Genomic DNA, 24716 nt, shown 5'->3' with positions numbered 1-24716 from the left:
GTGGGCGGGCTTGGGGCGGAGCTGCTCTACCGCCCCAGCCGCCTCTCGATGTCGCGCCGCAGCCGCCGCGCCAGCGGGTAGGCGAGCCAGCGCTCCAGCTCCTCGCGGGGGGGCGGGGGCGCAAAGTGCAGGTCGAAGGTCTGGGCGATGGTGGGCGCTCCGGCGGGGCTGCCCTCGCGAGTCACCGGGTCGCCCGCGCCCACGTCGCCGCCCGACAGCACGCGGGCATAGAAGCCGGGCCGCCGCGCTGTGGCGAAGCGCTTGACAAAGCTCGCGTCTCCCATTCGCGCCCCCAGCGTCGCGCAGGGAATGCGGGGGGCGGTCACCTCCAACCGTACCTCGCCCACCCGGAAGCGCTCTCCGACCGCGACCCCGGCGGATTCCAGCCCTTCCAGCAGCAGGTTTTCCCCGAAGGTGCCCGGCTCCAGTGGCTGGCCCAGCGCCTCCTCCCACCAGGCGTAATCCTCGCGGGTGTAGACGTAGACGGCTTGGTCGGGGCCGCCGTGGTGCTTGCGGTTGAGGATGTGGTCGCCGTCCAGCCCCGCCGCCGTGACCCGCACCCGACCGGGAACCGCGTGCTTGCGGATGCCGCTGACGGTCTGCCGCGAGCCGACCTGGAGGGCGGTGGGCTGGCCCACGTGAACGCTCCGAAGCTTCATGCAAGGCAGGCTAGCGCCCCAGCGGGGGGCCGTGGGGGCATGGTGCGCCGCCCCCCGATGCCTGCTCCCGCCCCCGCGCTAGGCTGCGGTCCTATGCGCCCCCGTCTGCCCCGGCCCCTGCTGGGTGGCCTGATTGCCCTCCTGATGACGCTTCCCGGTGCGGCAGCAGCGCAGACGCAGACCACGGCACCTGCGGCCCCCCGCGCCCCCGGCCCGCTAGGGCTGAATCTGCCGCCCCCCGACCGCGCGGCCCTCGACGGTCTGGGCCTGAACGCCTGCCCCCCGCCGACCGCCCGCCTCGATCGCCTGCTCTACGAGCGCACCTGGGGCGAGGGCGCGGCCCTGAGCTGCGGCAACCGGGTGGAGGGGCTGCTGCACCTTCCGCAGGCGGACCCCGCCTACAGCGCCCAGCCGCGCACCCCGCAGGGGGGGTACGACGAACTGGTGGCCGAGCTGGGGCGGACCCAGCGCGAACTGGTCATTGCCAACATGATTTGGGACGAGGGGCCGGACGCGCCGGGAGCGTCGGTGGCCCTTGCCATCGCTCGGCTGCGCGAGGACCTCGCCGCGCACCCACAGCGGTATCCGGCGGGGCTGACGGTGCGGCTGCTCTTCGGCAACACGGTGCGGGCCAGCGCCCCCTTTGACCCCCGCGCCAACATCTACGCGGCGGCTGAACATCTGCTCGCGGCGGGCGTGCCGCTGACCGGAGACACGGTGCCCGGCTGGCGGCTGGAGATTGCCAGCTACGCCTACACCTACCCCCACAGCCACATGAAAGTCATCGTGCAAGACGGCGAGCGGGTGCTGGCGGGGGGTTTCAACATCAGCATCAACCACCTCCCAGGGGACGCGCCGGGGGGCCGGGGCCTCGACCTTGCGGACGTGGGGATGTGGGTGCGCGGCCCGGTCGCGCGGAATGCGCTCGCCGCCGTGCGCGACACCTGGGAACACAGCCGCCTGCTCACCTGCTCCCGGCCTCCGCGCCCCGGCCTGCTGCGGCGCGACTGCTCGTTGGCGGCGGGGCCGTCCCCCTGGCCGCTGGTCTGGCCTGCCCCGGCGACACCGGCAGGCACCGCCCACGTCTACCCCCTCTACCGCCGGGCCGGGTTTACGGGTGCGGACGAAGCCCTCACCGAGCTGGTGGGGGCGGCCCGCACCCGGCTGGACATCGTGCAGTCGCAAATCGGCGGGACTGCGGGCTGTCTGGGCGAGCTGTCCGAGGTGGCGGGCTGCTCCCCGTTGCGTCAGCTTCCGGTGTGGCGGGCGGTCGTCTCGGCCATCCGCGACCACGGCGTCTACGTGCGGCTGCTGCTCGATTACGACACTGCCTTGCAAGCTGAGACGCTGGGCCTGCTGCGGGCGCTGCGCCTCGAACTGCGCGGGTTGGGGCTGGATGACCACCTCCAGACCCGCTGGTACGGCACCGCGGGCGGCACCCACACCAAGATGATCGTGGTCGACGGCGCGATGCTGGTCGTCGGCAGCCAGAACCTGCACTTTTCCTCGTTCGGGCGGGCGGGCCTGGTCGAGTACTCGCTGGCGACGAGCGACGCGGGGGCGCTGAGAGAAGCGCAGGGACTGTTCGACTTTGAGTGGGCGCGGGGCACGGCGATTCGCACGCCGTGGTGGTTGCCCGCCTTGCCGGGTGGGGGGTAGGGGGGCGGTCCGCTCTCAGCCGTCTGTTTGGGACTTTCCCTCGCCTAGCGCATCGTGCGGGGCAGCTCCTGGGTCGGCAGAATCTTTTTCGGCTCGCGGAACTCGATGTTCTCCCACTCGCCTTCCTCGATCACCGTGAGGGCCGGGTTCAGCGTCCGGAAGTGCGCGACCACCTCCTGCACGAGGTCGTCGGGGGTGCTCGCCGCGCTGGTGATGCCCAGCGCCCGCACGCCCGTGAGGTCTACCCCCGCGAGGTCCGCCGCCGTCTCCAGCCGCTCGGCGCGGCCACACAGGTCGCGGGCGAGTTCCAGCAGGCGCATGCCGTTGCTGGAGTGCGGGCTGGTGAGCACCAGGAAGGCGTCCACCCCCGGCGCGATGGCCTTCACCGCGTCCTGGCGGTTTTTGGTGGCGTAGCAGAGGTCCTCGCTGGGCGGCACCACCAGTGCTGGGAAGCGCCCCTTGAGGATGTCCACCGTCCGCCGGGTGTCGTCCACGCTGAGGGTGGTCTGGGTGAGCACGACCACCCGGTCCGGGTCGGGGACTTCCACCGTGTGGGGGTCGTGCAGCCCTTCGCCCGTCTTGCCGAGAACCCCCACCACGATGGTCTGTTCGGGTGCCTCGCCCCGCGTGCCGATGACCTCCTGATGCCGGGCGCTATCGCCGATGAGGAGGATGGTGTAGCCCTCGCGGGCGTACTTCTTGGCCTCGGTGTGGACCTTGGTGACGAGGGGACAGGTCGCGTCGATGGTGGCCAACCCCAGCGCCCGCGCCCGCTCGCGCACCGCCGGACTGACCCCGTGGGCGCTGAAGACCACCGTCTCGCTGCCCTGCGGGAGGGCCGAGATGTCGTCGAGGCTTTCCACGAACTGCACGCCGCCCTGCCGCTCCAGCCGCTCCACGACGGTGTGGTTGTGAACGATGGAGTGGTAGACCGTGACCGGCCCCGCCTCCTGCCGGGCGGCCTTTTCCACCGCCCCAATCGCCATGACGACCCCCGCGCAAAAGCCGCGCGGCTTGGCGAGGTGAATGCGTTCAATCATTGGGGCAGCCTCCCGGTCATGGGTCCAGTGTAGGGGGCAAAGGGGAGGGCAAATGGGCCGTCCACCCTCAGCTTGCCCCCTGCTGATGGCTGACGGCTGAGCACTTCAATCCACCACCTCGAACCCCAGCCGCTCGGCCTGCTCCACGAAGAAGTTGATGTTCTCGGTCAGGGTCTGCGGCCCCAGGCTCTGGCGGTGGTGCTCGCCCGTCGCGGCGATGATGAGGGTCTCGGCGAGGCAGGCGGGCACCGCGCCCTCGCCAAACTGGAGGTCGATGTTGCTCGTCATGCCGCCGGGGGGCCGCACCACGCCGCCGGGAATCACCCGCACGCCGGGCACGTTCAGCACGCTCTCGTGCACGTCGGCGGGGCGGCCCTCGTCGAAAATCCAGGCCCCAGGCTTGACGTGTTCGGGGAAAATCACCGGGTTGGGGTCCGAGGTCGCGCTGAAGATGAGGTCGGCTTCCTTCAACGTGTCGTAGCTCGTCGTCGTGACGATTTCGGTGTCCTTTGCCGCTCGGCGCAGGGTGTTCGCGCTGCGCTCCAGCCGCTCCGGGTCGCGGCCCACCATGATGACCTTGCCGACCTGCGGGGCGATGGTCCGCGCGATGCCAAAGGCGACCACGCCGTTAGCCCCCACGATGCCCGCCGTGGCCTGCCCCAGGTCGCGGCCCGTCTCCTCGAAATGCCGCAGGATGCCCGGAATCGCCGCTTTGATGGTGCCGCTGGTGTACGCGCCGCCGTTCGTGACGGTGATGCCCGGCACCGCCGCCTGCACGTCCACCCCCTTGTTGCCCACCACGCTCCAAAAGGCCCCCAGCCCGAAGACCTCCGCCCCCAGCTCCTGCGCCAGCCGTGCCCCCTCGATGGCCCGCCGGGTCGCGAGGTCGGGTTGGTCGCGGAACACGTCGGGGAGGAGGGGGCTGCTCAGGAGGTAGCAGCGGATTTCCTTGCCCTCCAGCGTCTTGATGCCGTGCAGCTCGCCCACCTTCATGGGCCGCAGGTTTTCGGCCATCCGGCGCACGCTGGCCTCGCTGATGACCCCCCGGTCGACGAGGGGTTTCATCCAGGCAAAGCGGCGCGACTGCCAGAAGTTCTCCAGCGTCATGGGGTGAATCATGAAGGCCGTGACGACCTGGTCGGCCCGCTTGCCTGCGACGGGCACGTCCGCAAAGGCCCTCGGCTCAGTGCCGTCGAGGATGCGTCCCAGGTTCTCCTTGAAGCGCCATCCCGCCGCCACCAGCAGCCCCAGCGCCCCCAGCTTGGCCGGAATGCCCAGCGGCGACACGGCCACCAGCACGGCAAAGGCGAGCAGCCCCAGCAGCGTAGCCCCGCTCGCGTAGCCCCAGTAGCCCAGCGCGGCGGCGTACACGACCACGGGCAGCACCGTCAGCCACAGGCTCAGGCCCGACACCGCCAGCCCCGCGAGCACCCCCAGCAGCACGAGGTTGCCCCGCCCCCGCGGCGGCGTCTCGCCGTACAGGAAGCGGGGGGGGTTGAGGTGCCCCAGGTACGCCGCCAGCCCCGCGAGCACGCACACCTCCGGCGACCCCAGCGCCGAGGCCATCAGCACCGCGAGAAAGCCCTTGGCCGCGTCCAGCCCCGCACTCGCCGCCGCCGGGCCGGGGCCGACCCGCCGCAGCACGTTCTCCACGCCGAGGTTGTAGGCGCTGTTCACGCGGGGGTCTATTCCCATTCGCCGCAGCAGCCAGTGGCCCAGCGGCAGGCTCCCCACCAGAAACGCGAGCACGAGGAGCAGGGCCGACAAAAACGCCATGCGGGGCATTCTAGCCGGGTTGGTGGGGGAGAACAGGCCGGGCCGGATACCCGCCCTTCTCGCTGCTGTGCCCTGGCCGCACCTTCAGCTCTGGGCGGACGTGGTGCGCGGCGTGGTTCGCGGCGACGGCCGCCTGCGCAAAGGCCACCGCCAGCAACTTGAAGTCGCCCCCCGACCGCGCGAGGTCGCCCACCACGTACACGCCGGGCAGTACGGTCTCGCCGCCGGGACCGTCGGGGACATACTCGCCCTGCCAGTCCAGCGGCCAGCCCGCAAGAGGCGAGAGGTCGGGGAGGTAGCCGTTCAGGACGAGCACGGTGTCGGCGGGCACCTCCCGCGCCTCGCCCCCCAGGGTCAGCACCGCGCCCGCAGGGGTCAGGCGCTCCAGCACGGCGGGGGCGAGGACCTCCAGCGTGCCCGCCGCCCGCGCCTCCTCCAACGCCGCGAGTGTCTCCGGCTCGCCCCGGAATCCGGCCCGGCGGTGGGTCAGCGTCACCCGCGCCCCCGCCGCCGCGAGTTCGGTCGCCGCACGGGTCGCCTGCGGCACGCCGCCCACCACGAGCACCTGCCGCCCCGCGAGGCTGGCCGGGTCGGGGAGGTCGGCCCGCACGTCGGGATGGGTGTCGGCCCCGGCGAGGCGCACCTCACGCGGCAACAGCGCCCCCAGCCCCGCCGCCAGGATGACCGCGCCCGCTGGGTAGGTGGCCCGGTCGGTGCCGACCCGCCAGCCCCCCGCCAGGTCCGGTGTCAGCGTCCGGGCCACCTCGCCGGGATGCACGGCCACCCCCAGCGGGGCGAGCTGCGCCTCCAGTTTCCGCACCAGGTCGCCCGCCCGCGTCCGGGGATTTCCCGGCGCGTCATAGACCACCTTGTCGGGGTAGAGGGCCGACAGTTGCCCGCCCAGCTCGCCCCGCGCTTCCAGCAGCCGCACGGTCAATCCGCGCCAGCCTACGTAAAAGGCGGCGTACAGCCCCGCCGGACCGCCCCCCACCACGAGCACGTCTGTCCGCGTCTCCCCCTCACCGTTCACGCCGGGGAGTATGGCAGAGGGCGACCCGACCAAACGCTCCGGCGCTCGCCATCGGGCCGCGCAAACAAGAGGCGGCCCCTTCCGCCCCTCAGAAAAAGCGGCTCACGTCCCGCACCACCACGAACACCATCAAGAGCATCACCAGCGCGAAGCCCGCGAGGTTGATGGCCTGCTCTTGCGAGAAGGTCAGGGGGCGGCCCCGCAGCGACCCCACGAGCACCAGCAGGATGCGCCCGCCGTCCAGCCCCGGAATGGGCAGCAGGTTAAAAAAGGCGAGCGACAGGTTGAGCAGTGTGGCGATTTGCACGAGCGCCCAGAACCCCAGGGTGGCCGCTCGGCTCACAATCTCGGCGGTGCCGATGGGGCCGCTGACGTTCTCGTCGCGCGAGAGGTCCAGCGTGAAGAAGCGAGCGAACAGGCCCCCAAAGGCCCGCAGAATCTGCGGCACGGCCTCGGCGGTGGTCGTGACGGCAGTGGCAAAGGCGACGGGCACGGACGCGGGCCGCACGTCGGGGCCGTAGCTGATGCCCAGCAGTTGCCGCTCGCCCCTCACGCGGGCCTGCCAGTCAAAGGCGACCTCGCGCACCTCCTCCCCCCGCTGCACGGTCAGCGTCTTGGGGCCGCTCGTCGCCAGAAAGTCGCGCAGGCTCTCCCAGCCGGGGCGGGTCTGGCCGCCTACCGTGCGCGTGTCGGGGATGTCCTGCCCGCCTAGCGCCACGATGACGTCTCCGGGCCGCAGGCCCAGCGCCTCGGCGGGCGAGCCGGGCCGCACCGACTCGATGCGGGCGCGGTCGGGGGCGGGCACCCCCTGCGCGGCGAAGGTGGCCGTCATCAGCCCCAGCGCCAGCACCAGATTGGTCAGCGGCCCCGCGAGCAGCACCGCGACCTTGCCCCAGGCAGGCAGCGCCGCAAAACCCCGCGTGGCCGCTCGGTAGCCGCCCCGCCCGTCTTCCTCCGGGGCCATGCCGTCAATCTCCACGTAGCCCCCGATGGGCAGCAGGCTCAGCCGCCACTCGGTGCCGCGCCAGGCTCGCTGAATGAGGACCGGCCCCATCCCCACGCTAAAGGACTTGACCGCCACCCCCTGCCACCGCGCCAGCGCGTAGTGCGCCAGCTCGTGCAGAAAGGTCGCCACCCCGATGAGGAGCAGCGTCCACAGCAGCCCCAACGGCGTGAGGGCCGCCGCGATGCTCTGAAGGACGTTCACGCCCGCACTCCCCGGCCCAGGCCCGCGGCCAGCTCCCGCGCCCGCGCCGTCGCCCAGCGGGTCGTCTCCTCCAGCGCGTCCCAGCTCAGCTCGCCCTGGGGTGTCTCGTCCAGCACCCGCTCGATCAGCCGGGGAATATCGGTAAAGCCGATGTCCCCGGCCAGGAACGCGGGCACGGCCACCTCGTCGGCAGCGTTCAGGGCGGCAGGGAGCAGCCCCCCAGCTTCCCCGGCCCGGTACGCCAGGCCCAGGCAGGGAAAGCGGGCGTGGTCCGGCTCGCGGAAGTCCCACTGCCCGGTCAGCGGCCACCCCCGGTGCCCCGCCACCTCCGGCCCCCGCCGCGCCCCCTGCACGTCGCCGGGGCGGGTCATGCCGGTGGGGGCGGCGTCGATGGCGTAGGCGATGGCAAGCCGCATGTCGGTCGGCCCGAACTGCCCCTTGAGGCTGCCGTCCCGGAAGCGCACCGCCGCGTGCAGCACGCTCTGCGGATGAACGACCACGCCCACCTGCGAGAGCGGCAGCCCGTACAGGGCGGCGCATTCCATCACCTCCAGCCCCTTGTTCATTAGGGTGGCCGAGTCAATCGTGATTTTCTGGCCCATGTTCCAGGAGGGATGCTTCAGCGCCTGCCCCGGCGTCACCGCGCTCAGGTCCGCCGGGCCGTCGCGGAAGGGGCCGCCCGACGCCGTGAGAATCAGCTCGGCCACGTCCTCCAAGTGCTCGCCGGTCAGGCACTGAAAGACCCCCGTATGCTCGGAATCGACCGGCACCAGCCGCCCGCCCCCGCGCCGCGCCGCCGCCCAAATCAGCCCTGGGGCCGTGACCATCGCTTCCTTGGTCGCCAGCGCCAACGCCCGCCCCGCCTCCAGCGCCGCGCGGGTGGGCGCGAGGCCGGGCAGCCCCCCGATGGCATTGACGACCACGTCGGCGGGCAGGGCCGCTACCTCCGCCGGGTCCGCGACCACCCGCACCGTTCCGAAACGGGCGCGGGCGTCGGCATACGCTTCGGGGGCCACGCCCACCACCTCCGGGCGAAACTCGCGCACCTGCGCTTCGAGCGCGTCCAGATTGCGTCCTGCTGCCAGCGCTCCCACCCGCCAGCCGCGCTCCCGCGCCACGTCCAGCGTCTGCGTGCCGATACTTCCCGTACTGCCCAGAACCGTGAGCTTCACCCGAACAGGATGGCGCAACGCCGGGAGGTGGATAGTGGGAAGTGGCCCGTGGCAGGAAGAGGAAGTGGGAGCGTGGGCCTCTGCCCCAGCTCCCACTCCCTCCTTCCCACTCCCCACTTACCGAGGAAACAGACTGATGGTCAAAAACAAATAGGTCGCCGGAACCGCAAACAAGAGCGAGTCGAGGCGGTCCAGAAAGCCCCCGTGGCCCGGCAGGCTGCTGCCCGAATCCTTGGTCCGGAGTGCCCGCTTGAGCAGGCTCTCGGACAGGTCGCCGAGCTGCGAGGCGCTCGCGACCAGGATGGAGAGCAGCAGGGCGTCGAGGGGCGAGCCGAGCTGGGTGAGCTGGGTCATGGCCAGCACGACCACGAAGCTAAAGGCCAGACCGCCGATGGCCCCCTCCACCGTCTTGCCGGGGCTGACCTCCGGGGCCAGCTTGCGCCGCCCGAAAAAGTGGCCGCCAAAGTACCCCCCGATGTCCGCCGCAAAGGTCGCCAGCAGCGGCAGGGCGAAGTACAGCAGGCCCGTCTCGGCGTCCGGCGTGTAGCGCAGCAGCAGGAAATACCCCAGCAGCCAGGGGATATACAGCAGCCCGAACATGGAGTACACCACCCGCTCCAGCGGTCGCTCGCCGGGGCGCATGACCTCCACGACGAGGAGATACCCCAGCGCGACCGTCAGCACGACCTCACGCCACGACCCGCCCTCCCACGGGGGGGCCGGAATCATCGGCAGGCTCGCCACGATGAGGGCCGCCCCGAACACCCCCAGGGACACGCGCCGCACGTCGATGTCGTTGCGGTCGAGCATCCGGATGTACTCGAACAGGCCCATCACCGCCACGAAGACGAGCGCGGGCAGCAGCGCGACCCACCCTATCCACACGACCACGCTGACCACCGCAAACCCCACCACCGACGTGAGGACGCGGGTGCTCAGCGATTCCACGGGTATCCCTGACTGGCCCGCTGCCCGTGGCTTGTGGCTTGCGGAAGGTCTTCAGTGCGCTTCCACGCGCCACACGCCACATGCCACACGCCGCTCACCCTAGGATTTCCTGCTCCTTCTTCTGGAAGGTGCTGTCCACCCGCGCGATGAACTCGTCGGTAATCTTTTGAATCTCGGCCTCGCCGCGCTTGATGTCGTCGTCACCGATACCCTCCAGCTTCTTGACTTCGTCGAGCGCGTGTTTGCGAACATTGCGCACCGCGACGCGGGCTTCTTCGGCGTAGCTGCGGGCGTTCTTGACCAGTTCCTTGCGCCGCTCTTCGGTCAGCATGGGCAGACTGATAAAGATGGCGTCTCCTTTGTTGTTGGGGTTCAGACCCAGGTCACTATCGCGAATCGCCTTTTCGATGGGGTTCAAGGCCCCCCGGTCCCAGGGGGTAATCACCAGCGTGCGGGCGTCGGGGGCGGTGATGCTCGCCACCTGGTCGATGGGCATGGTCGAGCCGTAGTAGTCCACCATGACCTTTTTGAGGATGCCAGGATTGGCGCGGCCCGTGCGCAGCACCGAGAGGTTGTTTTCCAGCGCCTCGATGGCCTTGCCCATGCGCTCGCGGGCGTCGGCCTGGATAGCTTTCATATCTGCCATGAGGAAGTCTCCTTTGCGGGGGATTGTACCGGGCGGGTGCGCGGCGTGTGGCGTGTGGCTTGCCAAAAGCCTGAGCCAATGCCCCTGGCCTTCTCCATGCCACAGGCCACACGTCACTAACTCCGAATCAGCGTGCCGACCCGCTCGCCCCGGAACAGCCGGGCGAGGTTGCCCTCTCCGAACAGGTCGAACACCACGATGGGCAGCCCCTTATCCATGCACAGGGTGATGGCGGTGGCGTCCATGACTTCCAGTCGCTGCTCGACGACCTCCTGATGGGTGAGTTGGTCGAAGCGCCGGGCGTCCGCGTGCTTGCGGGGGTCTTTGTCGTAGACGCCGTCCACCTGGTTTTTCGCCATCAGGACGACCTCGGCCCCGATTTCCAGCGCCCGCAGGGTGGAGGTCGTGTCGGTCGTGAAAAAGGGCGCTCCGTTGCCGCCCCCGAAAATCACCACCCGGCCCTTTTCGAGGTGGCGCATCGCCCGGCGGCGGATGTACGGCTCGGCCACCGCCTGCATCTGGATGGCGGACATCACGCGGGTGGGCTGCCCGGCCCGCTCCATCGCGTCTTGCAGGGCCATCGCATTCATCACGGTGCCCAGCATCCCGATGTAGTCGGCGGTCGCAGCGTCCATGCCCTTCCCGTTGCGAGCGCCGCGCCACAGGTTGCCGCCCCCAATCACGATGGCGAGTTCCACGTCGGTTCCGGCGCGGGCCTCCGCGATGCGTTCGGCCAGCGCCGAGGCCGCCTCAGGGTGGATGCCGAAGCCGGACTCTCCGGCCAAAAACTCACCGGAAAGCTTGAGCAAAACGCGTTTGAACATAGATGAACCTCAGAAGGGGAATCCAGCAAAACGCCCAGCCGGGCCGGGGGAGGGCCGCTGGGCGTCGGGAGAAAAAACAAGCAGGGGCGGCCAGAAAGGGGGGAGGGGAGGGTGCAGAAGAAGGGCGGCTGTGTTCGCCGCCCCCCTTTTCCTTTATGCGCCGATTTCGAAGCGCACGAAGCGCTTGATTTGGGCACCGTCCAGGTACTTCGCCACCGTGAGGCTCTGGTCCTTGACGAACTTCTGCTCCGGCAGCACCTTCTCCTCGTAAAACTTGCCAATCTGCCCGGCGACGATTTTCTCCACGATTTGCTGGGGCTTACCCTCGTTGAGGGCCTTGTTGGTGAGAATCTCGCGCTCCTTTTCGATGTCCTCGGCGTTCACCTCGTCACGGGTGAGGTACTGGGGCCGCTCGGCAGCCACGTGCAGGGCCACGTCCTTGGCCTGCGCCTCGGTGCCGCCCGCAAGCTGAACCAGCACGCCGATCTTGCCGTTGGAGTGAACGTATCCAGCCACCTGCTCGCCCTCGCCCGCCTCGATGTAGGCTACGCGGTTCAGCACCAGGTTCTCGCCGATCTTGCCCGCGGCGGCAGCAACAGCCGTTCCCACCGTTTCGCCGTAATTCAGGGGGAAGTTCTTGAACTCCTCCACGTCGTTGGTCTTCGCGTCCAGCGCCGCACGCGCGACCTGCTCAACCAGCGCCTGGAAGTCAGAGTTGCGCGCCACGAAGTCCGTCTCGCTGTTCACCTCGACCATGGCGGCGCGGTGGCCATCCACCACAAAGCGCACCAGCCCTTCCTTGGCTTCGCGGTCGGCCTTCTTGGCGGCCTTGACGATGCCGCGCTCGCGCAGCAGGGCAATCGCCTTTTCTTCGTCATTGCCCGCATCGGCCAGAGCCTTTTTCACGTCCATCATGCCCGCGCCGGTGAGTTCGCGCAGCTTCTTGATCGATTCCATCATGGTGGGTCCCTCCTGAGAGTGGATGATTGCTGAACAGTGGGGGCGCACCGAACCTGTGCCGGACGCCCCCGAATGTGCCGAGTGGCCCTGCTGGCTCAGCCCGCGCGGCCCTGGGTGGAGGTGAGTTGGGCGGTGTCGCCCTCGTCACCCTGCTCCGCCGCGTCCAGGTCGGCGTTGCCTTCTTCGACACGCTCGCCGCTGACGTCCTCACCGCCGCCCCGCGCCTCCACAATCAGGTCGCCGATGCGGTGGGTGATGAGCTGGATGCTGCGAATCGCGTCGTCGTTGCCGGGCACGATGTAGTCGATGACATCGGGGTCGGAGTCCGTGTCGGCCAGCGCAATCACCGGAATGCCGAGCTTGTTGGCTTCCTGCACGGCGATAACTTCCTTGGTGGGGTCTACCACAAAAATCGCGTCGGGCAGGCGGGTCATCTTGCGAATGCCGCCCACAAAGCGCAGCAGGCGCTCGCGCTCGCTCGCCAGGGCGATGCGCTCAGCCTTGGGGCGGTCATTGATGCGCTCAGACTCGAAGAGGTCATCAAGTTCATTCAGGCGGTCAATGCGGGTGCGAATCGTCTTGAAGTTGGTCAGCATCCCGCCCAGCCAGCGGCTGGTGACATAAGGCATCCCGGTGCGGCGGGCTTCCAGCTCCACGATTTCCTGCGCCTGCTTCTTGGTGCCCACAAACAGGATGACGCCGCCGCGCTCGGAGAGGTCCTTGATGTAGTCAAAGGAGCGGTCAATCTGCTTGAGGGTCTTTTGCAGGTCGATGATGAAGATGCCGTTGCGCTCGGCGAAGATGAAGCGCTTGAACTTGGGGTTCCAGCGCTTGGTTTCGTGCCCGAAGTGCACGCCCGCTTCGAGCAACTGCTTCATGGAGATGTACGACATGGGGACTCCTGAACGTTGGTGGGAACAGTTTGCCTTCCTCGTGCCAGCCTTCCTGAGTGACGGTCTTGCGGCCAGACCCGGACGCGACGTTCCAGCGCGTGCGGGCAAGGGTCACGGGGGCACCCAAACGGGAAGTGTAGCAGAAGTGGAAAGCGCGTGGGGCCGCTCGGTTCGCTCAAGTGCTGAGAGTGCTGAGCGGGGGCGGGCGACTTTCGGCGGACGCGCCCGCCCCCGCCGCAGGTGTTAGGCTCCGCCCCGACATGGACTGGTTTTACGCCATCATCTACGGCATCGTCGAGGGCATCACCGAGTTCCTGCCGGTCAGCTCGACCGGGCACCTCATCCTCACCGGGAACCTGATGGGGGTCCCCTGGAGCAAGGAGGTCAAGGATGCCTTCGAGGTCGTCATTCAGGGCGGCGCGATTCTGAGCGTGCTGATGTACTACTGGCGCGATTTCCTCAAGATTCGCCACATCGGGCGCGACCGCGAACAGCAAACGCTCTGGACGGGCGTGCTCGTCGCGACCATCCCGGCGGTGGTGCTGGGGCTGCTCTTCGGAGACCTGATTCAGGCAAACCTCTTCAACCCGACCGTGGTGGCGTGGGCACTGATTGTGGGCGGCGTGCTGATGTGGCTTATCGAGAGCCGCCACACCCCGCCCCAGGTGTCGAGCACTGAGCACATCGGCGTGCGGCGCTCCTTTTTTATCGGCGTGCTGCAATGCCTCGCGCTGCTGTGGCCGGGCTTCTCGCGCTCGGCCAGCTCGATTCTGGGCGGGATGGTGCTGGGCCTCGACCGCCCCACCGCGACCAAGTTCAGCTTCTACCTCGGCGTGCCCACCCTGGGCGGGGCGGCCCTGCTCAACCTGGTTCAAGACCGCGAGGTGATTTTCGGCGAAATCGGCCTCCTGAACGTCTTGCTGGGCGCGGCGACCTCCTTTGTCGTGGCTTACCTCGCCATCGGCTGGCTGCTGAAGTTCGTCTCGACGAACAACTTCAAGGGCTTTGCGGTGTACCGGGTGGTGGTGGGCGTGGTCATCCTGCTGCTCGTGGGGGCCGGGCGGCTGTAGCACAATGGAGAGCGTGTTCCCCGGCCCGCAGGTCACGTATCGCCCCTTTTTAGAGGGCGTCTACCGCGTGTCGGCAGGGCTGTTTCGCCTGGGGACGCAGCCCATTCCCTGGCGGGAGGACGGGCGAGCAGAGGAGCACACCTTCGCCCTCGACCGTGAGTACGCCCGTTTCATCGCGAGCAAGGTGACCGTGCACCGCCGCGCCCTGCACGCGTACGCGGGCGAGGCGGGCCTGACGCCAGAGCTGCGGGAGGCGGCCCTCACGTTCGTCGCCCGCACCCTCGCTGCCGAGAGCGGGGGCGCGATGACCTGGGACGGCCAGCGCTTCACCAACCGGGCGCTGGGCTGGTCGGCGGACCTCGGCCTGCGCTGGGGCAGTGTGGAGGCGCTGACCCGTTTTGACGCACCGCTCGCTCCTCTCGTCGCCGGGGTGACACCCCTTCAGGCCCTGGATTTCCTCGCCCTGAACACCCCGGAAGACCTCGCGGTTCTGGCCCGCGACCCGCGAGGCGGGCGCGACTGGCTCGCCGCCGCGCACGTCCTCTCGCCGGGGCACTGGGACCCGCGGGACAAGCTGGGTCGAGACTTTGTGGCGGTCCATGCCCCGGTCGCGGGCAGCGGGCCGATGAACGCGACCGCGCCGCGGCTGCTGGAGGCCGTCATCTCGCGTGGTCCCTTCGTGCGCTTCGCCTGGGGGGTCGCCGTGAGTGACCGCCTCGACCAGCATCCCGCCGCGCCCCCCGACGAGGACCGGGCAGCCACGGCCCGCTTTGACCCAGAGCGGACCTTTGTGCGGGTCGAGCGGCAGACGCTGACCGGCTTTCCGGCAGCGCGCGGAGCGCTGTTTACCATCCGGCCCTATCTGTATCCGCTGCGGGAGGCGGTCGCCACGCCGGGGCAGGCGGGGGCGCTGGCCGCCGCCCTGCGCTCGATGACGCCCTCCCAGGTCGCCTACAAGGGCCTGGCTCACCTCCTCCCTGGCCTGCTGGAATGGCTGAACGCCCAGCAAAGCCTCAAGGAGTCGGAGGTCAGCCCTGCCCTACACTCCGGGGCGTGAGCCTATCCCGTTTGCTGCCTTGGGGAGTCCTGTGGGCCGCCGCCCTGCTGGGGGGGTGCGACGTGCCCGCCGCCGCGCCGCAGGTGGGGGCGGCAGAGCCGGGCCTCACCCAGACCCGCGCCCCCGCCCCCGCCCGGTCTGCCCGCGACCCCCTGAGCGGCCTGTCCTGGATAGAGGTCCGCGAGCTGCCCCCGGAGGGCCGCCAGACCCTGCGGCGCATCGCCTCCGGCGGTCCCTTTCCATACCGCAAGGACGGCAGCGTGTTCGGCAACCGCGAGCGCTTGCTGCCGCGCCAGCCACCGGGCACCTACCGCGAGTACACCGTGCCCACCCCCGGTGAGTCTGACCGGGGGGCGCGGCGCATCGTGTGCGCGGACCGTCAGCCGCCGACCGCCGAGTGTTACTACACTGCCGACCATTACTCGTCCTTCCGGCGGATTGCCCCGTGGTGAACGTCTTTCAGGCTCCGCCCCAGGGCATCCAGACCGCCCCCCACGACCCGCGCATCCTCGCCGCCGGGCATCAGGTGACCCTGCGCGAAATCGACTTCAGTGACGTGCGCGACAAGGAGAGCTTGATGCTGGCCTTCTTGCGTGGGCTGGCCCTCTCCGAGACCTTTGGCCGCAACTGGGACGCCCTTTACGACGTGCTCACGGACCCGCAGGTGTGGCCAGAGCGCTTGGCTCTGCTGCTCACCGACTATGCCCATTTCCGTGCTCGGCAGCGCCAGCTGGGAGCGCCACTCGAAGCGGTGCTGCTCGACGCGCAGGCCGAGGCCGCCCGGCAGGGGCGCTCGCTGTGGCTGCTCGCGGAGGAACCGACGTCGGACCCCCGCGCCTGGTGACCCCGCCCTGCTATCCTCCCTCCCGATGAACGCCCGCCCCACCCGCATCCTCGGTATTGACACTTCCTGCGACGACACGGGCGTGGGCGTCGCCGAACTCACGCCCGATGGCCGCGTGCGGGTGCTGGCCAACCGGGTCTGGTCACAGACGGTCCATGCGCGGTACGGCGGCGTCCTGCCCGAACTCGCCAGCCGCGAGCACGTCGAGCGCATCGATGCGGTCACCGGGGACGCGCTCGCCGAGGCCGGGCTGACAGGAGCGGAGGTGGACGTGGTCGCGGCGACCTCTGGCCCCGGCCTGGTGGGGGCGCTCCTCGTCGGGCTGATGTATGGCAAGGGCCTCGCGCAAGCGCTCGGCGTGCCCTTTTACGCCGCCCATCACCTGGAGGGCCACATCTTTGCGGCGGCGTCGGAGGCGGAACTCGCCCCCCCCTACCTCGCGCTCGTGGTGTCGGGCGGGCACACCCACCTCTTTGACGTGCCCCGTGAGGGCGAATACGTCCTCGTGGGAGCCACCCGCGACGACGCGGCGGGCGAGGCCTTTGACAAGATTGCCCGGCTTGCGGGGCTGGGCTACCCCGGCGGTCCCGCCATCAGCGAGGCGGCCCGCCGGGGCGACCCGGAGGCCGTCCCCTTCAAGGAACCGCTGGCAGGGCAAAAAGGCTTTGACTTCTCCTTCAGCGGTCTGAAGACGGCGGCCCTCCTCGCCCACCGCGCCGGGGCCAAGCCCGAAGACCTCGCGGCGGGTTTCGAGCGGGCGGCAGTGAACTTCCTGCTGAAAACGACGCTGCGAGCGGCGCAGGCCTATGGCCGGGACACGGTCGTCGTGTCGGGTGGGGTGGCGGCCAACCGCGCCCTGCGGGAGGCGTTCGCGGCCAGCCCGGTGCGGGCGGTGTTTCCCGGCCAGGGCCTGAACACCGACAACGGCGCGATGATTGCGCTCGCGGGGGCGGCGGCCTTGCGGGCGGGGCGGCCCCCCAGCCCCCTCAGCGAGGGCGCGGTCGCCTACGCACCGCTTGCGGGCGCCTGACCCCCCCTACCTCGTGTTGAGGAAGTCCAGAATCGCCCGCGCAATCGCCACCGCGATGCGCTCGCGGTAGGCCTCCTGCGAGAGCTTGGCTCCCTCGACCGGGTTGGAGCCGAAGCCAATCTCAATCAGGATGGCGGGGGTGGTGGGGTTGCGGATGACATAAAAGGCATCGGTGAGAACGCCGCGGTTGAGAGCACCGGTCGCCTGCACGAGGTTGGCCTGGACTTTTTCGGCGAGCTGGCGCGAAAAGGAGAGCTTGGCCTGGGCGAGGAGGTCACCCAAGAGGTTCTGGGCGCTGTTGGTGGCCTGGCGGGTGAGCTGCTGACCAATCGAGCCGCCGCCGTTTTCCTGGATGGCGAGGCTGCGGCTGCGGCCCGGCATGGGCTGGCCGAAGTAGTACGTCTCGACCCCGTGCGCCGCCGGATTGGTCGAGGCGTTGACATGGATGCTGATGAAGGCGGCGGCCTCATCGGTCTTGGCGAGCCGCGACCGGGCGTCAAGGTCGAGGGCCTTGTTGGGGTGGAGGTGACGGTCCGTTTCGCGGGTCATGACCACGTCCACCCCGTGCGCTTGCAGCTCGCGGCGCACCCGCAGGGCCACATCCAGATTGACCGCCGCTTCCTGCACCCAGCGGCTTTGCATGCCGGGGTCGTTGCCCCCGTGGCCGGGGTCCAGGACCACGCGGGGCCGCATGACCTTGGCCGTGCTCGCGGGGCGGGTCACGGCGGCGGCGGGCTTGGGGGCCGCCGCGGGCGCGGGCGGAGTTCCGGCCCGCAGCGCGTCGATGACGAGCCGCGCGGGTTGCCCTCCTCCGGCGGGGAGCACCTCCACCCGCGCCCCCGCGAAGCCCGCGGTGAGGGTCAGGGTGACCGTATCGCCGCTGACGCTGTAGGCGCTCAGGCCTCTCACCGTGAGTTTGCCTGCGGCGGCGGGCAGGCTGAGGCCGAGTTTGACGGTGACCGTCTGGCCCTTGACAGAGGTGGTTGCGGTCGTCACGCGGGGCAGGTCGAAGACAGCGCGGGTGTAGCCGTCGTGCGCCCACACGCGGGGCGCCGCCGAGGCAGCGGGCGCGAGCAGCAGCAGCGGCACGAGGGGAAAGAGGGGCTTCACTGCCGCCGAGTGTACCCCCCAGTTCCGGGAGGAAAGATGAAGAATCCGGCAGGCTGAAGGGCGTCTGACGCGGGCGCTCACCGTGCTCAGGGGGGGGCCGCTAGGGTGGGGCCATGAAGCGTATCCTCTTGCCTTTTCTCGCCGCCCTGACGCTGGGCACGGGGGGGGCCGTCACCTTTGGCGGTCTGAACGTAACCCCCCGCGGGGCGCAGCACCTCAACCTCGACACCGGCGCAACCGAGTTTCCGTCGGGCGGCACCGTCACCGACAGCAAGGGCGGCGTGCGCCTGAGCGCCGAGCGGCTGCAACTCTTTCCCGGCGAGCGCCTCAGCGCCCAGGGAGTCACCCTGACCACCCAGCAGGGCGGCACCCTGCGGGCCGCGAGCCTGACCTATGACCTCCGCGGCGGTGTGGTCACCGCGACGGGTACCCCCACCTACAGCGACGCCCGCATGAAGGGCCTGAGCGCCGAGCGGATGGTCCTGAACGTGAAGACGGGCTTCGTAAGCGCGTCCGGCGGGGTGCGGGCGCAGACGCCCCCCCTCAGCGCCGCCGCCCTCGCCTTCGATGGCCGCACCGCGCAGACCGTGCTTGCGGGTCCGGCCCAGCTCAGCGTCAATGGCCGGACCCTCAGCGCGGGAACGGGCGGCCACCTGCTGCTGACCTTCAGCGCCCAGCGCCTGCTGCGGGCCACCGCCCAACCCGACGCGGGCACCCTGAAGCGCTTCGCGCCCTACCTGAAGTAAGCCCCTGCCTCCAGGGGCCTCAGGGCTGCAAGTCGCGAAAGCCCAGCACCTCGCTCACAAAGAGCCGGGCGAGGTGCGGGTCAAACTGGCTGCCCGCGCCCCGCAGAATCACGCGGGCGGCCTCGCGTTCGCACCAGGCGGGCTTGTAGGGCCGCGAGCTGACCAGCGCGTCAAACACGTCCGCGACCGCGACGATGCGGGCCGCGAGGGGAATGCGGCCCCGGCGCAAGCCTGCGGGATAGCCGCCGCCGTCCCACCGTTCGTGGTGGTGGCGCACGGCGGCAACCGCAGCGGCGGGCAACGGCAGGGGAGAGAGCAGCTCGGCCCCCCATGCCGGGTGCTGCTGCAAGAGCGCCCGTTCCCCGGCGCTGAGTGGCCCGGCCTTTTCCAGCAGCTCGCCGGGCACCCGCAGTTTGCCGAGGTCGTGCAGGGCGGCCCCCCAGCGCACCGCCCGGACCTGCGGGGCCGAGAGGCCAGCGGCCTGGGCCAGAGCGATGGCGAGGGTGACCACCCGTTCCTCGTGGCCCTGGCCCCCCCCGGCTTGCACGGAAGCCAGCAGCGAAACCGCCGCGTCGAGCGCGAGGTCTGGCTCGTCGGGGAGGCGGAGCATGGCCCCCCTCTGCCCGGTGCCCACTCCCCACTCGGCGAGGCGCAACAGCACCTCCCCCATACCCCGCTGTATCGCCCTGGCCTGGTTCTTGCGGGGATAGCCAGGCCAGACCACTGGAGAGAGAGGCCAGCGCCGGGCAAGCATGAACATGAAGGTAAGGTAAACGCCGGGGTGTGAGGAAGGGGTGATGAGTCGCGGCGCTGGGGGAGGTCCGCCCCGCCCCTGCGGGTTCCGTCCACTAAGGTTGGGCCATGTTGCGTGTGCTCTTTGTGGGGGACGTGTACGGTCAGCCGGGGCGAAGGCTGCTGGGGCAGCATTTGCCGGGGCTGCGGCCAGAGTTCGATTTCATCATTGTGAACGGGGAAAACGCCGCTGGAGGCTTTGGCCTGCACCGCGAGGCAGCGGCGGCGATGCGGGCGGCAGGAGCAGACTGCATCACCCTGGGCAACCATGCCTGGCATCACAAGGACGTCTTTGCCCTGATGCTTGACGAGGAAAAGTTCCCCATCGTGCGGCCCCTCAACTATGCCGACCCCGGCACGCCGGGGGTGGGCTGGCGTTCCTTTGACGTGAAGACGGCGGCGGGGGGCACCGAGCGGCTGACGGTCGTGAACCTGCTGGGACGCGTCTTTATGGAGGCGGTCGCCAACCCCTTTCGGGCGATGGACGAGCTGCTCACGCGGGACGACCTCGGCACCGTCTTCGTGGACTTGCACGCTGAGGCGACGAGCGAGAAAGCGGCCCTCGCGTGGCACCTCGACGGGCGGGTCGCGGCGGTCATCGGCACGCACACCCACGTGCCCACCGCCGACACGCGCATCCTGCCGGGGGGCACCGCCTTTCAGACCGATGTGGGCTTTACTGGGCCGCACCGCAGCGTCATCGGGGCTGACCCCGAAGGCCCGGTGCAGAAGTTCCTGACCGAGCGGCCCTGGCGCTTTACCGTGGCAAGTGGTCCGGCAGAGTTCAACGCGGTGCGGCTGACGCTGGCAGAGAACCGCGCCCATGCCGCCGAGCGCTACCGTTACGTGGAGGAGGACTGAGATGGCGCTGAATCACGACGTGAACCTGCTGGGCCGGACCCTGGGGCAGGTCTTAAAGGAGCAGGAGGGCGAGGCCTTTTTTGACCTCGTCGAGCGGGTGCGGGCGCTGGTGCGGGAGGTGCGGGCCGGGGGCGACGACGCGGAGTTGCATGCGCTGCTGGGGAGCCTCGACGCAAGCACGGCGGCCAACCTCGTGCGGGCTTTTGGCTGGTACTTTCAGCTGGTCAACCTCGCCGAGGAATACGAGCGGGTGCGGGTGCTGTCGGGCAAGCGGGGGGTGCGGCCCCAGAGCCTGGAAGAGGCCCTCACCGAGCTGCGGGCGCAGGGGGTCACGGCGGACGAGGCCGAAGCGCTGCTGGCGCGGCTGAGTCTCGGCCTGACCTTTACCGCCCACCCCACCGAGATGCGGCGGCGCACGGTCCGGCATCACCTCGTCGAAATCGCCCGCGCCCTGCCGGACCTGGAGGGCGAGGACGCGCCGGAAGAGATTGCCGCCCACGTCGAGGCGCTGTGGGGCACCCCCGAACTGCGGCGGCTGCGGCCCACCGTGCAGGACGAGGTTAAGGGAGGGCTGACCTACCTGTCGTCCATCGCGCGGGCGCTGCCTCTGTTGCAGCGCGACCTCGCGGGGGCCTTTCGGCGGGTGTACGGGCGAGAGACGACAGCGACCCTCCCGCTCTCCTTTTCCTCGTGGATGGGCGGCGACCGCGACGGCAACCCCTTCGTGACGCCGGAAGCCACCCGCGAGGCGCTGGCCCTGCACCGCGAGCGGGCACGCGAGCTGCTGCTGCCCCTGCTGCGCCGCGCCTACGCTGACCTCAGCCAGGAGGAGCTAGAAGGCGGAGGCGAGACCTTCCGGGCCGAGCTTCAGGCCCTCTACGAGGCGGTGCGGTCGGGGAACGCCCCCGACCTGGTGCCCCGCTTGGAGGCCCTGCATGAACGGCTGCTCGCGGAGGGCCAGCGCCGCAGCGCTGAGCGGCTGCTCGCGCCGCTCCTGACGGTGGCCCGCGTCTTCGGCACCCACCTCGTCAGCCTGGACATCCGCGAGCACAGCGGCCAGACCGAAGTGGCGGTGGCCCGGCTGCTCGCGGCGGCGGGGGTGGAAGGCGACTACCTCGCCTTGCCCGAACACGCCCGGCAGGAGGTGCTCACCCGCGAGCTGCGCTCTCGCCGCCCGCTGTGGCCCGCCGGAGAGCCGCTTCCGCCCGAACTGGAAACGGCGATTGGCCCCCTGCGTGAGGTGCAAGCGGCGATGCGGGCGAGCGGTCCCCGCGCCTTTGGCCGCTACGTCATCAGCATGGCCGAAAGCGTGAGCGACGTGCTCGAACCGCTGCTGCTCGCGCGTGAGGTGGGCGTGCGGGTGCTGCCGGTGCCCCTCTTCGAGACGCTCGCCGACCTGCGCCGCGCTCCGGGCGTCGTCTGGGAGTTGCTCGCCCTGCCGGAATACCGGGCGGTGTTGGGCAGCGATGTGCAGGAAATCATGCTGGGCTACTCCGACTCCAACAAGGACGCGGGCTTCCTGGCCGCCAACTGGGCCTTGCACGAGGCGCAGCGCCAGCTGAGCGAGGTCTGCCGCCGGGCGGGGGTGCGCTGGCGCTTTTTCCACGGGCGCGGCACCTCCATCGGGCGGGGGGGCGGCCCAGCGGCGCGGGCCATCCTGGGCCAGCCCGCCGGGACGATTGACGCGGGGTTGCGCCTCACCGAGCAGGGCGAAGCGCTGGCGGACAAGTACAGCCATCCGGTCCTCGCCCGGCGCAACCTCGAACAGGCCCTCTACGGAATGCTCCTGGCTGCCGCCCGTCCCGCCGCCGCCCCGCCCGCCGAGTGGACCCAGGCCCTGGGCCGGGCGGCCGAGGCAAGCGCCGCTGCCTACCGGGCGCTCGTCGACGACCCCGATTTCCTGCCCTTTTTTGAGGCCGTCACCCCCATCCACGAGATTTCGCGCCTGAACATCGCCTCGCGCCCGGTGCGGCGGCCCGGAGCACCCACCTTGTCGAACCTCCGCGCCATCCCCTGGGTGATGAGCTGGACGCAAAACCGCGCCAACCTTCCCGGCTGGTACGGGTTGGCCGAGGGCCTGCGCGAGATTGGCCCGGAGCTGGCCGGAACGATGTACCGCGAGTGGCCCTTTTTCCGCTCGGTCCTCGACAACGCGCAGATGAGCCTCGCCAAGACCGACCTCCTGATTTTTGAGGAATACCTGCGCCTGACCCCCGCCAGCCCGCTCGCCGCGCGCCTGAAAGACGCCTATGCGGACACCGTGCGCCTCGTCGAGGAGGCAGTCGGGGCCGAGCTGCTGGCGGGCGAGCCGCGGCTGCGCGAGAGCATCCGCTTGCGCAACCCCTACATCGACCCCATCCACCGCATCCAGGCCGAGCTGCTGCGCCGCGCCCGCGCCGAGCCGGGGGGCGAGGAAGCCTTCGAGCGCCCGCTGCTGCTCAGCCTCCAGGGCATCGCGGCGGGGGTGCGGAATACAGGGTGAGGAGCGGCGGGGGAGACACTGCCCTGCTCTTGCTAGAGCCGTCTCTCTCCTGTGTCAGCCGTCCTCAACGTTCCTACTTTGCAAGCCCACGTTCCAGACAGACGGGCCGTTCGGCTTGGGGAGCGCCGAGGCATTGCGTTGGGCGGGAGGATGGCGTGGAGGGGAAAACAGGGACGGGCTGAGCGAGGCTGGGAGATGGAGGGACGACCTTTGCCTAGCGCAGCGCCGCTCCCCTGCCGCCTCTGCTTCGCCGCTCTACGAGTCTGGGGGGAGGGGCTGGGGGTGGGGGCAGGGCCGCAATCAAGATGCCCGGCCAGACACCGCCACAGCAACCCAACCAAGCCCCACGCGCTACCCTCTCCCCATGCGCCCCCTCTTGCCCCTCACCGCTCTGCTGCTGGCCTCCGCCGCCCCCGCCCAGACCGCGCCCCCCCTGCCAACGTGGGAAGGGCAAATCATCTACCAGGTCATGCCCGACCGCTTCTTTGACGGCGACAAGACCAACAACGCGGGGGTGGACCGCAGCAATCTGCGGGCCTGGCACGGGGGCGACCTGCCCGGTCTGACCGCCAAGCTGCCTTACATTCAGCAACTCGGCGCGACGGCGATTTGGCTCACGCCGATTTACCGCCAGCAGGCGGTGAACTCCTTTGACACCGCCCCCTACCACGGCTACTGGCCCGCCGACTTCCGCGACGTGGACCCCCACTTCGGCACCCTCGCCGACTTCGGGCGGTTCACGGCGGCGGCCAAGGCGGCGGGGATGCGCGTGGTCCTCGACCAGGTCATCAACCACTACGGGTACGCGGCCCCGGCGGTGCGGCAAAACCCCGCTTGGTTTAACGGCGAGGCCCAATGCGCGGCGACCCAGAACCGCGACGTGGATTGCCCGCTGGCCGGGCTGCCCGACCTGCGCCAGAGCAACCCGGAGGTGCGGCAGTTCCTGCTGGAGAACGCCGACTTCTGGCGGCGGCAGGGGGTGGACGGCTTCCGCTACGACGCCATCAAGCACGTGGAAGGGCCATTCCTGCGCGAGCTGCTGAGGCGTGACCGCGCCGCCGGGACCTGGACGCTGGGCGAGTGGTACGACGCGGATACGGGCACGGTGGCCGAGTGGCAGAAGGCGGGCTTTGACAGCCTCTTTCTCTTCAGCTTGCAGGGCGCGATGCGCCAGAGCGTGATGGGGGGCGGCAGCCTGACGAACGTGGCCAGTGTACTCGCCCGCCAAGACGAGCTGCCGCGCCCCGGCGAGGTGGCCCTCTTCCTCGACAACCACGACGTGCCGCGCTTTGCCCAGGGGTCCCTCTTCGAGGACGAGGGGCAGGCCCGCACCCGCTACGGCCTGCGGGCGCTGATGACCTTGAAGGGGGTCCCGGTGATTTGGCAGGGCACCGAAATCGCCATGCGTGGGGGCGGCGACCCCGACAATCGCCGCTCGATGCGCTTTGAAAACGAGTGGACCCCCGCCGAGCGCGAGGTCTTCCGGGCCGCGCAGGGGGCCATCGCGGCCCGCAAGGCCAGCCGGGCGCTGAGCGTGGGCACGCAAAGGCTGCTGCCCGTGCCCGCCCGCCTGGAAGACGACCTGCTCCTCCTCGTGCGGCAGAGCGGCCCAGAGCGTGTGCTCGCCGCCTGGCACGGGGGCCGCGAGCGCAGGACGTACTCCATTCGCCTGAGCACCCTGGGGCTGGGGAACGGCACCCAGACCCTGACCCGCAGCCTTTACGCCGGACAAGACGCCAAACTCAGCGTGAGCGGGGGCTGGCTGCACCTCAGCCTGCCGGGGAGAGACGCGGCGGCCTTTACGCTGAGGTGAGCTGTGAGCCGTGAGCGGTCAGCCGTCAGCTTTCGGCAACAAGCTGCCAGCGACCAGCAGCCAGCAGAAGGAGGGACTGGGCGGAGCGGCTGATAGC

The 24716-nt window shown here is 70.1% G+C and carries 23 protein-coding genes; 10 read left to right on the top strand and 13 right to left on the bottom strand.

What is annotated here, in order from left to right:
- Positions 1-26: 26 nt before the first annotated feature.
- Positions 27-659 carry an MOSC domain-containing protein gene (locus tag H565_RS0110115; RefSeq protein ID WP_027460921.1) on the bottom strand — a complete coding sequence of 211 codons (633 nt, stop codon included), beginning with the start codon at positions 657-659 and terminating at the stop codon, positions 27-29.
- Positions 660-752: 93 nt separating this feature from the next.
- On the opposite strand from H565_RS0110115, the gene H565_RS15090 reads away from it, so the two are divergent.
- On the top strand, positions 753-2318 hold the full coding sequence (locus tag H565_RS15090; protein WP_245576204.1) for a phospholipase D-like domain-containing protein: 1566 nt from the start codon (positions 753-755) through the stop codon (positions 2316-2318).
- 44 nt (positions 2319-2362) lie between these two features.
- On the opposite strand, the gene ispH is transcribed toward H565_RS15090, so the two are convergent.
- The 10 genes from ispH to rpsB all read right to left on the bottom strand — a co-directional run bounded on the left by ispH (position 2363) and on the right by rpsB (position 12814).
- Complete coding sequence (gene ispH / locus H565_RS0110105; protein ID WP_027460920.1) at positions 2363-3358, bottom strand: 4-hydroxy-3-methylbut-2-enyl diphosphate reductase; 996 nt, start codon at positions 3356-3358, stop codon at positions 2363-2365.
- A 105-nt stretch (positions 3359-3463) separates the two neighbouring features.
- Positions 3464-5134, bottom strand: coding sequence for a glycerol-3-phosphate acyltransferase (locus H565_RS0110100; RefSeq protein WP_027460919.1), 1671 nt, complete (start codon positions 5132-5134; stop codon positions 3464-3466).
- A gap of 10 nt (positions 5135-5144) precedes the next feature.
- A complete protein-coding gene (locus tag H565_RS0110095; protein WP_034403173.1) occupies positions 5145-6164 on the bottom strand; it encodes an NAD(P)/FAD-dependent oxidoreductase in 1020 nt (339 codons plus the stop codon).
- 88 nt (positions 6165-6252) lie between these two features.
- Entirely contained in the window at positions 6253-7371 is a 1119-nt protein-coding gene (locus H565_RS0110090) for a M50 family metallopeptidase (protein ID WP_027460917.1), read from the bottom strand.
- The gene (gene dxr / locus H565_RS0110085) at positions 7368-8543 is read right to left on the bottom strand and encodes a 1-deoxy-D-xylulose-5-phosphate reductoisomerase (RefSeq protein WP_027460916.1); all 1176 of its coding nucleotides are present in this window, start codon (positions 8541-8543) and stop codon (positions 7368-7370) included. The genes H565_RS0110090 and dxr overlap by 4 nt, the downstream gene beginning before the upstream one ends.
- Positions 8544-8660: 117 nt before the next feature.
- A complete protein-coding gene (locus tag H565_RS0110080; RefSeq protein ID WP_027460915.1) occupies positions 8661-9491 on the bottom strand; it encodes a phosphatidate cytidylyltransferase in 831 nt (276 codons plus the stop codon).
- 94 nt (positions 9492-9585) lie between these two features.
- A complete protein-coding gene (gene frr / locus H565_RS0110075) occupies positions 9586-10137 on the bottom strand; it encodes a ribosome recycling factor (protein ID WP_027460914.1) in 552 nt (183 codons plus the stop codon).
- A gap of 116 nt (positions 10138-10253) precedes the next feature.
- On the bottom strand, positions 10254-10961 hold the full coding sequence (gene pyrH, locus H565_RS0110070) for a UMP kinase (RefSeq protein ID WP_027460913.1): 708 nt from the start codon (positions 10959-10961) through the stop codon (positions 10254-10256).
- Positions 10962-11114: 153 nt separating this feature from the next.
- Positions 11115-11921 carry a translation elongation factor Ts gene (gene tsf / locus H565_RS0110065; RefSeq protein ID WP_027460912.1) on the bottom strand — a complete coding sequence of 269 codons (807 nt, stop codon included), beginning with the start codon at positions 11919-11921 and terminating at the stop codon, positions 11115-11117.
- Between the two features lie 95 nt (positions 11922-12016).
- A complete protein-coding gene (gene rpsB, locus H565_RS0110060) occupies positions 12017-12814 on the bottom strand; it encodes a 30S ribosomal protein S2 (protein WP_027460911.1) in 798 nt (265 codons plus the stop codon).
- 260 nt (positions 12815-13074) lie between these two features.
- Between rpsB and H565_RS0110055 the strand changes: the two genes are divergently transcribed.
- From H565_RS0110055 to tsaD, 5 genes are read left to right on the top strand one after another with little or no spacing between them, the layout of a single operon-like run.
- Positions 13075-13884, top strand: a complete 810-nt coding sequence (locus H565_RS0110055) for an undecaprenyl-diphosphate phosphatase (RefSeq protein WP_027460910.1) — start codon at positions 13075-13077, stop codon at positions 13882-13884.
- 13 nt (positions 13885-13897) lie between these two features.
- Entirely contained in the window at positions 13898-14941 is a 1044-nt protein-coding gene (locus H565_RS15800; protein ID WP_245576203.1) for a heme-dependent oxidative N-demethylase family protein, read from the top strand.
- The gene (locus H565_RS0110045; RefSeq protein WP_027460909.1) at positions 14938-15393 is read left to right on the top strand and encodes a ribonuclease domain-containing protein; all 456 of its coding nucleotides are present in this window, start codon (positions 14938-14940) and stop codon (positions 15391-15393) included. The genes H565_RS15800 and H565_RS0110045 overlap by 4 nt, the downstream gene beginning before the upstream one ends.
- On the top strand, positions 15387-15785 hold the full coding sequence (locus tag H565_RS15795) for a barstar family protein (protein WP_027460908.1): 399 nt from the start codon (positions 15387-15389) through the stop codon (positions 15783-15785). The genes H565_RS0110045 and H565_RS15795 overlap by 7 nt, the downstream gene beginning before the upstream one ends.
- A 25-nt stretch (positions 15786-15810) precedes the next feature.
- Positions 15811-16815, top strand: a complete 1005-nt coding sequence (tsaD, locus tag H565_RS0110035) for a tRNA (adenosine(37)-N6)-threonylcarbamoyltransferase complex transferase subunit TsaD (RefSeq protein WP_027460907.1) — start codon at positions 15811-15813, stop codon at positions 16813-16815.
- Positions 16816-16821: 6 nt separating this feature from the next.
- Here tsaD and H565_RS0110030 read toward each other — a convergent pair whose 3' ends face one another.
- Positions 16822-17925 (bottom strand): N-acetylmuramoyl-L-alanine amidase family protein, encoded by a 1104-nt coding sequence (locus H565_RS0110030; RefSeq protein WP_245576202.1) that lies wholly within the window; start codon positions 17923-17925, stop codon positions 16822-16824.
- 113 nt (positions 17926-18038) lie between these two features.
- On the opposite strand from H565_RS0110030, the gene H565_RS0110025 reads away from it, so the two are divergent.
- Positions 18039-18671, top strand: a complete 633-nt coding sequence (locus H565_RS0110025; RefSeq protein ID WP_027460905.1) for a hypothetical protein — start codon at positions 18039-18041, stop codon at positions 18669-18671.
- Positions 18672-18690: 19 nt separating this feature from the next.
- Here H565_RS0110025 and H565_RS15075 read toward each other — a convergent pair whose 3' ends face one another.
- A complete protein-coding gene (locus H565_RS15075; protein WP_157468984.1) occupies positions 18691-19431 on the bottom strand; it encodes an HD-GYP domain-containing protein in 741 nt (246 codons plus the stop codon).
- 101 nt (positions 19432-19532) lie between these two features.
- Between H565_RS15075 and H565_RS0110015 the strand changes: the two genes are divergently transcribed.
- From H565_RS0110015 to H565_RS0110005, 3 genes are all read left to right on the top strand, one after another.
- Positions 19533-20324 (top strand): TIGR00282 family metallophosphoesterase, encoded by a 792-nt coding sequence (locus H565_RS0110015; RefSeq protein ID WP_027460904.1) that lies wholly within the window; start codon positions 19533-19535, stop codon positions 20322-20324.
- A 1-nt stretch (position 20325) separates the two neighbouring features.
- Positions 20326-22806 carry a phosphoenolpyruvate carboxylase gene (locus H565_RS0110010; RefSeq protein WP_027460903.1) on the top strand — a complete coding sequence of 827 codons (2481 nt, stop codon included), beginning with the start codon at positions 20326-20328 and terminating at the stop codon, positions 22804-22806.
- Positions 22807-23170: 364 nt separating this feature from the next.
- Complete coding sequence (locus H565_RS0110005) at positions 23171-24619, top strand: alpha-amylase family glycosyl hydrolase (RefSeq protein ID WP_027460902.1); 1449 nt, start codon at positions 23171-23173, stop codon at positions 24617-24619.
- Positions 24620-24716: the final 97 nt, after the last annotated feature.

The sequence above is a fragment of the Deinococcus murrayi DSM 11303 genome (assembly GCF_000482805.1).
GTDB lineage: Bacteria > Deinococcota > Deinococci > Deinococcales > Deinococcaceae > Deinococcus > Deinococcus murrayi.
The sequence above is the reverse complement of the archived record's forward strand: the minus strand, read 5'-3'. Positions and strand labels throughout refer to the sequence as shown.

What these genes read in the sequence shown, in the direction of transcription:
- H565_RS0110005 (WP_027460902.1), top strand. Translation starts at nt 23,171, where the DNA reads ATGCGCCCCCTCTTGCCCCTCACCGCTCTGCTGCTGGCCTCCGCCGCC.
- pyrH (WP_027460913.1), bottom strand. Translation starts at nt 10,961, where the DNA reads ATGTTCAAACGCGTTTTGCTCAAGCTTTCCGGTGAGTTTTTGGCCGGA.
- H565_RS15090 (WP_245576204.1), top strand. Translation starts at nt 753, where the DNA reads ATGCGCCCCCGTCTGCCCCGGCCCCTGCTGGGTGGCCTGATTGCCCTC.
- tsaD (WP_027460907.1), top strand. Translation starts at nt 15,811, where the DNA reads ATGAACGCCCGCCCCACCCGCATCCTCGGTATTGACACTTCCTGCGAC.
- H565_RS0110100 (WP_027460919.1), bottom strand. Translation starts at nt 5,134, where the DNA reads ATGGCGTTTTTGTCGGCCCTGCTCCTCGTGCTCGCGTTTCTGGTGGGG.
- frr (WP_027460914.1), bottom strand. Translation starts at nt 10,137, where the DNA reads ATGGCAGATATGAAAGCTATCCAGGCCGACGCCCGCGAGCGCATGGGC.
- H565_RS0110055 (WP_027460910.1), top strand. Translation starts at nt 13,075, where the DNA reads ATGGACTGGTTTTACGCCATCATCTACGGCATCGTCGAGGGCATCACC.
- tsf (WP_027460912.1), bottom strand. Translation starts at nt 11,921, where the DNA reads ATGATGGAATCGATCAAGAAGCTGCGCGAACTCACCGGCGCGGGCATG.
- H565_RS0110025 (WP_027460905.1), top strand. Translation starts at nt 18,039, where the DNA reads ATGAAGCGTATCCTCTTGCCTTTTCTCGCCGCCCTGACGCTGGGCACG.
- H565_RS0110115 (WP_027460921.1), bottom strand. Translation starts at nt 659, where the DNA reads ATGAAGCTTCGGAGCGTTCACGTGGGCCAGCCCACCGCCCTCCAGGTC.
- H565_RS0110015 (WP_027460904.1), top strand. Translation starts at nt 19,533, where the DNA reads ATGTTGCGTGTGCTCTTTGTGGGGGACGTGTACGGTCAGCCGGGGCGA.
- H565_RS15075 (WP_157468984.1), bottom strand. Translation starts at nt 19,431, where the DNA reads ATGTTCATGCTTGCCCGGCGCTGGCCTCTCTCTCCAGTGGTCTGGCCT.
- ispH (WP_027460920.1), bottom strand. Translation starts at nt 3,358, where the DNA reads ATGATTGAACGCATTCACCTCGCCAAGCCGCGCGGCTTTTGCGCGGGG.
- H565_RS0110010 (WP_027460903.1), top strand. Translation starts at nt 20,326, where the DNA reads ATGGCGCTGAATCACGACGTGAACCTGCTGGGCCGGACCCTGGGGCAG.
- rpsB (WP_027460911.1), bottom strand. Translation starts at nt 12,814, where the DNA reads ATGTCGTACATCTCCATGAAGCAGTTGCTCGAAGCGGGCGTGCACTTC.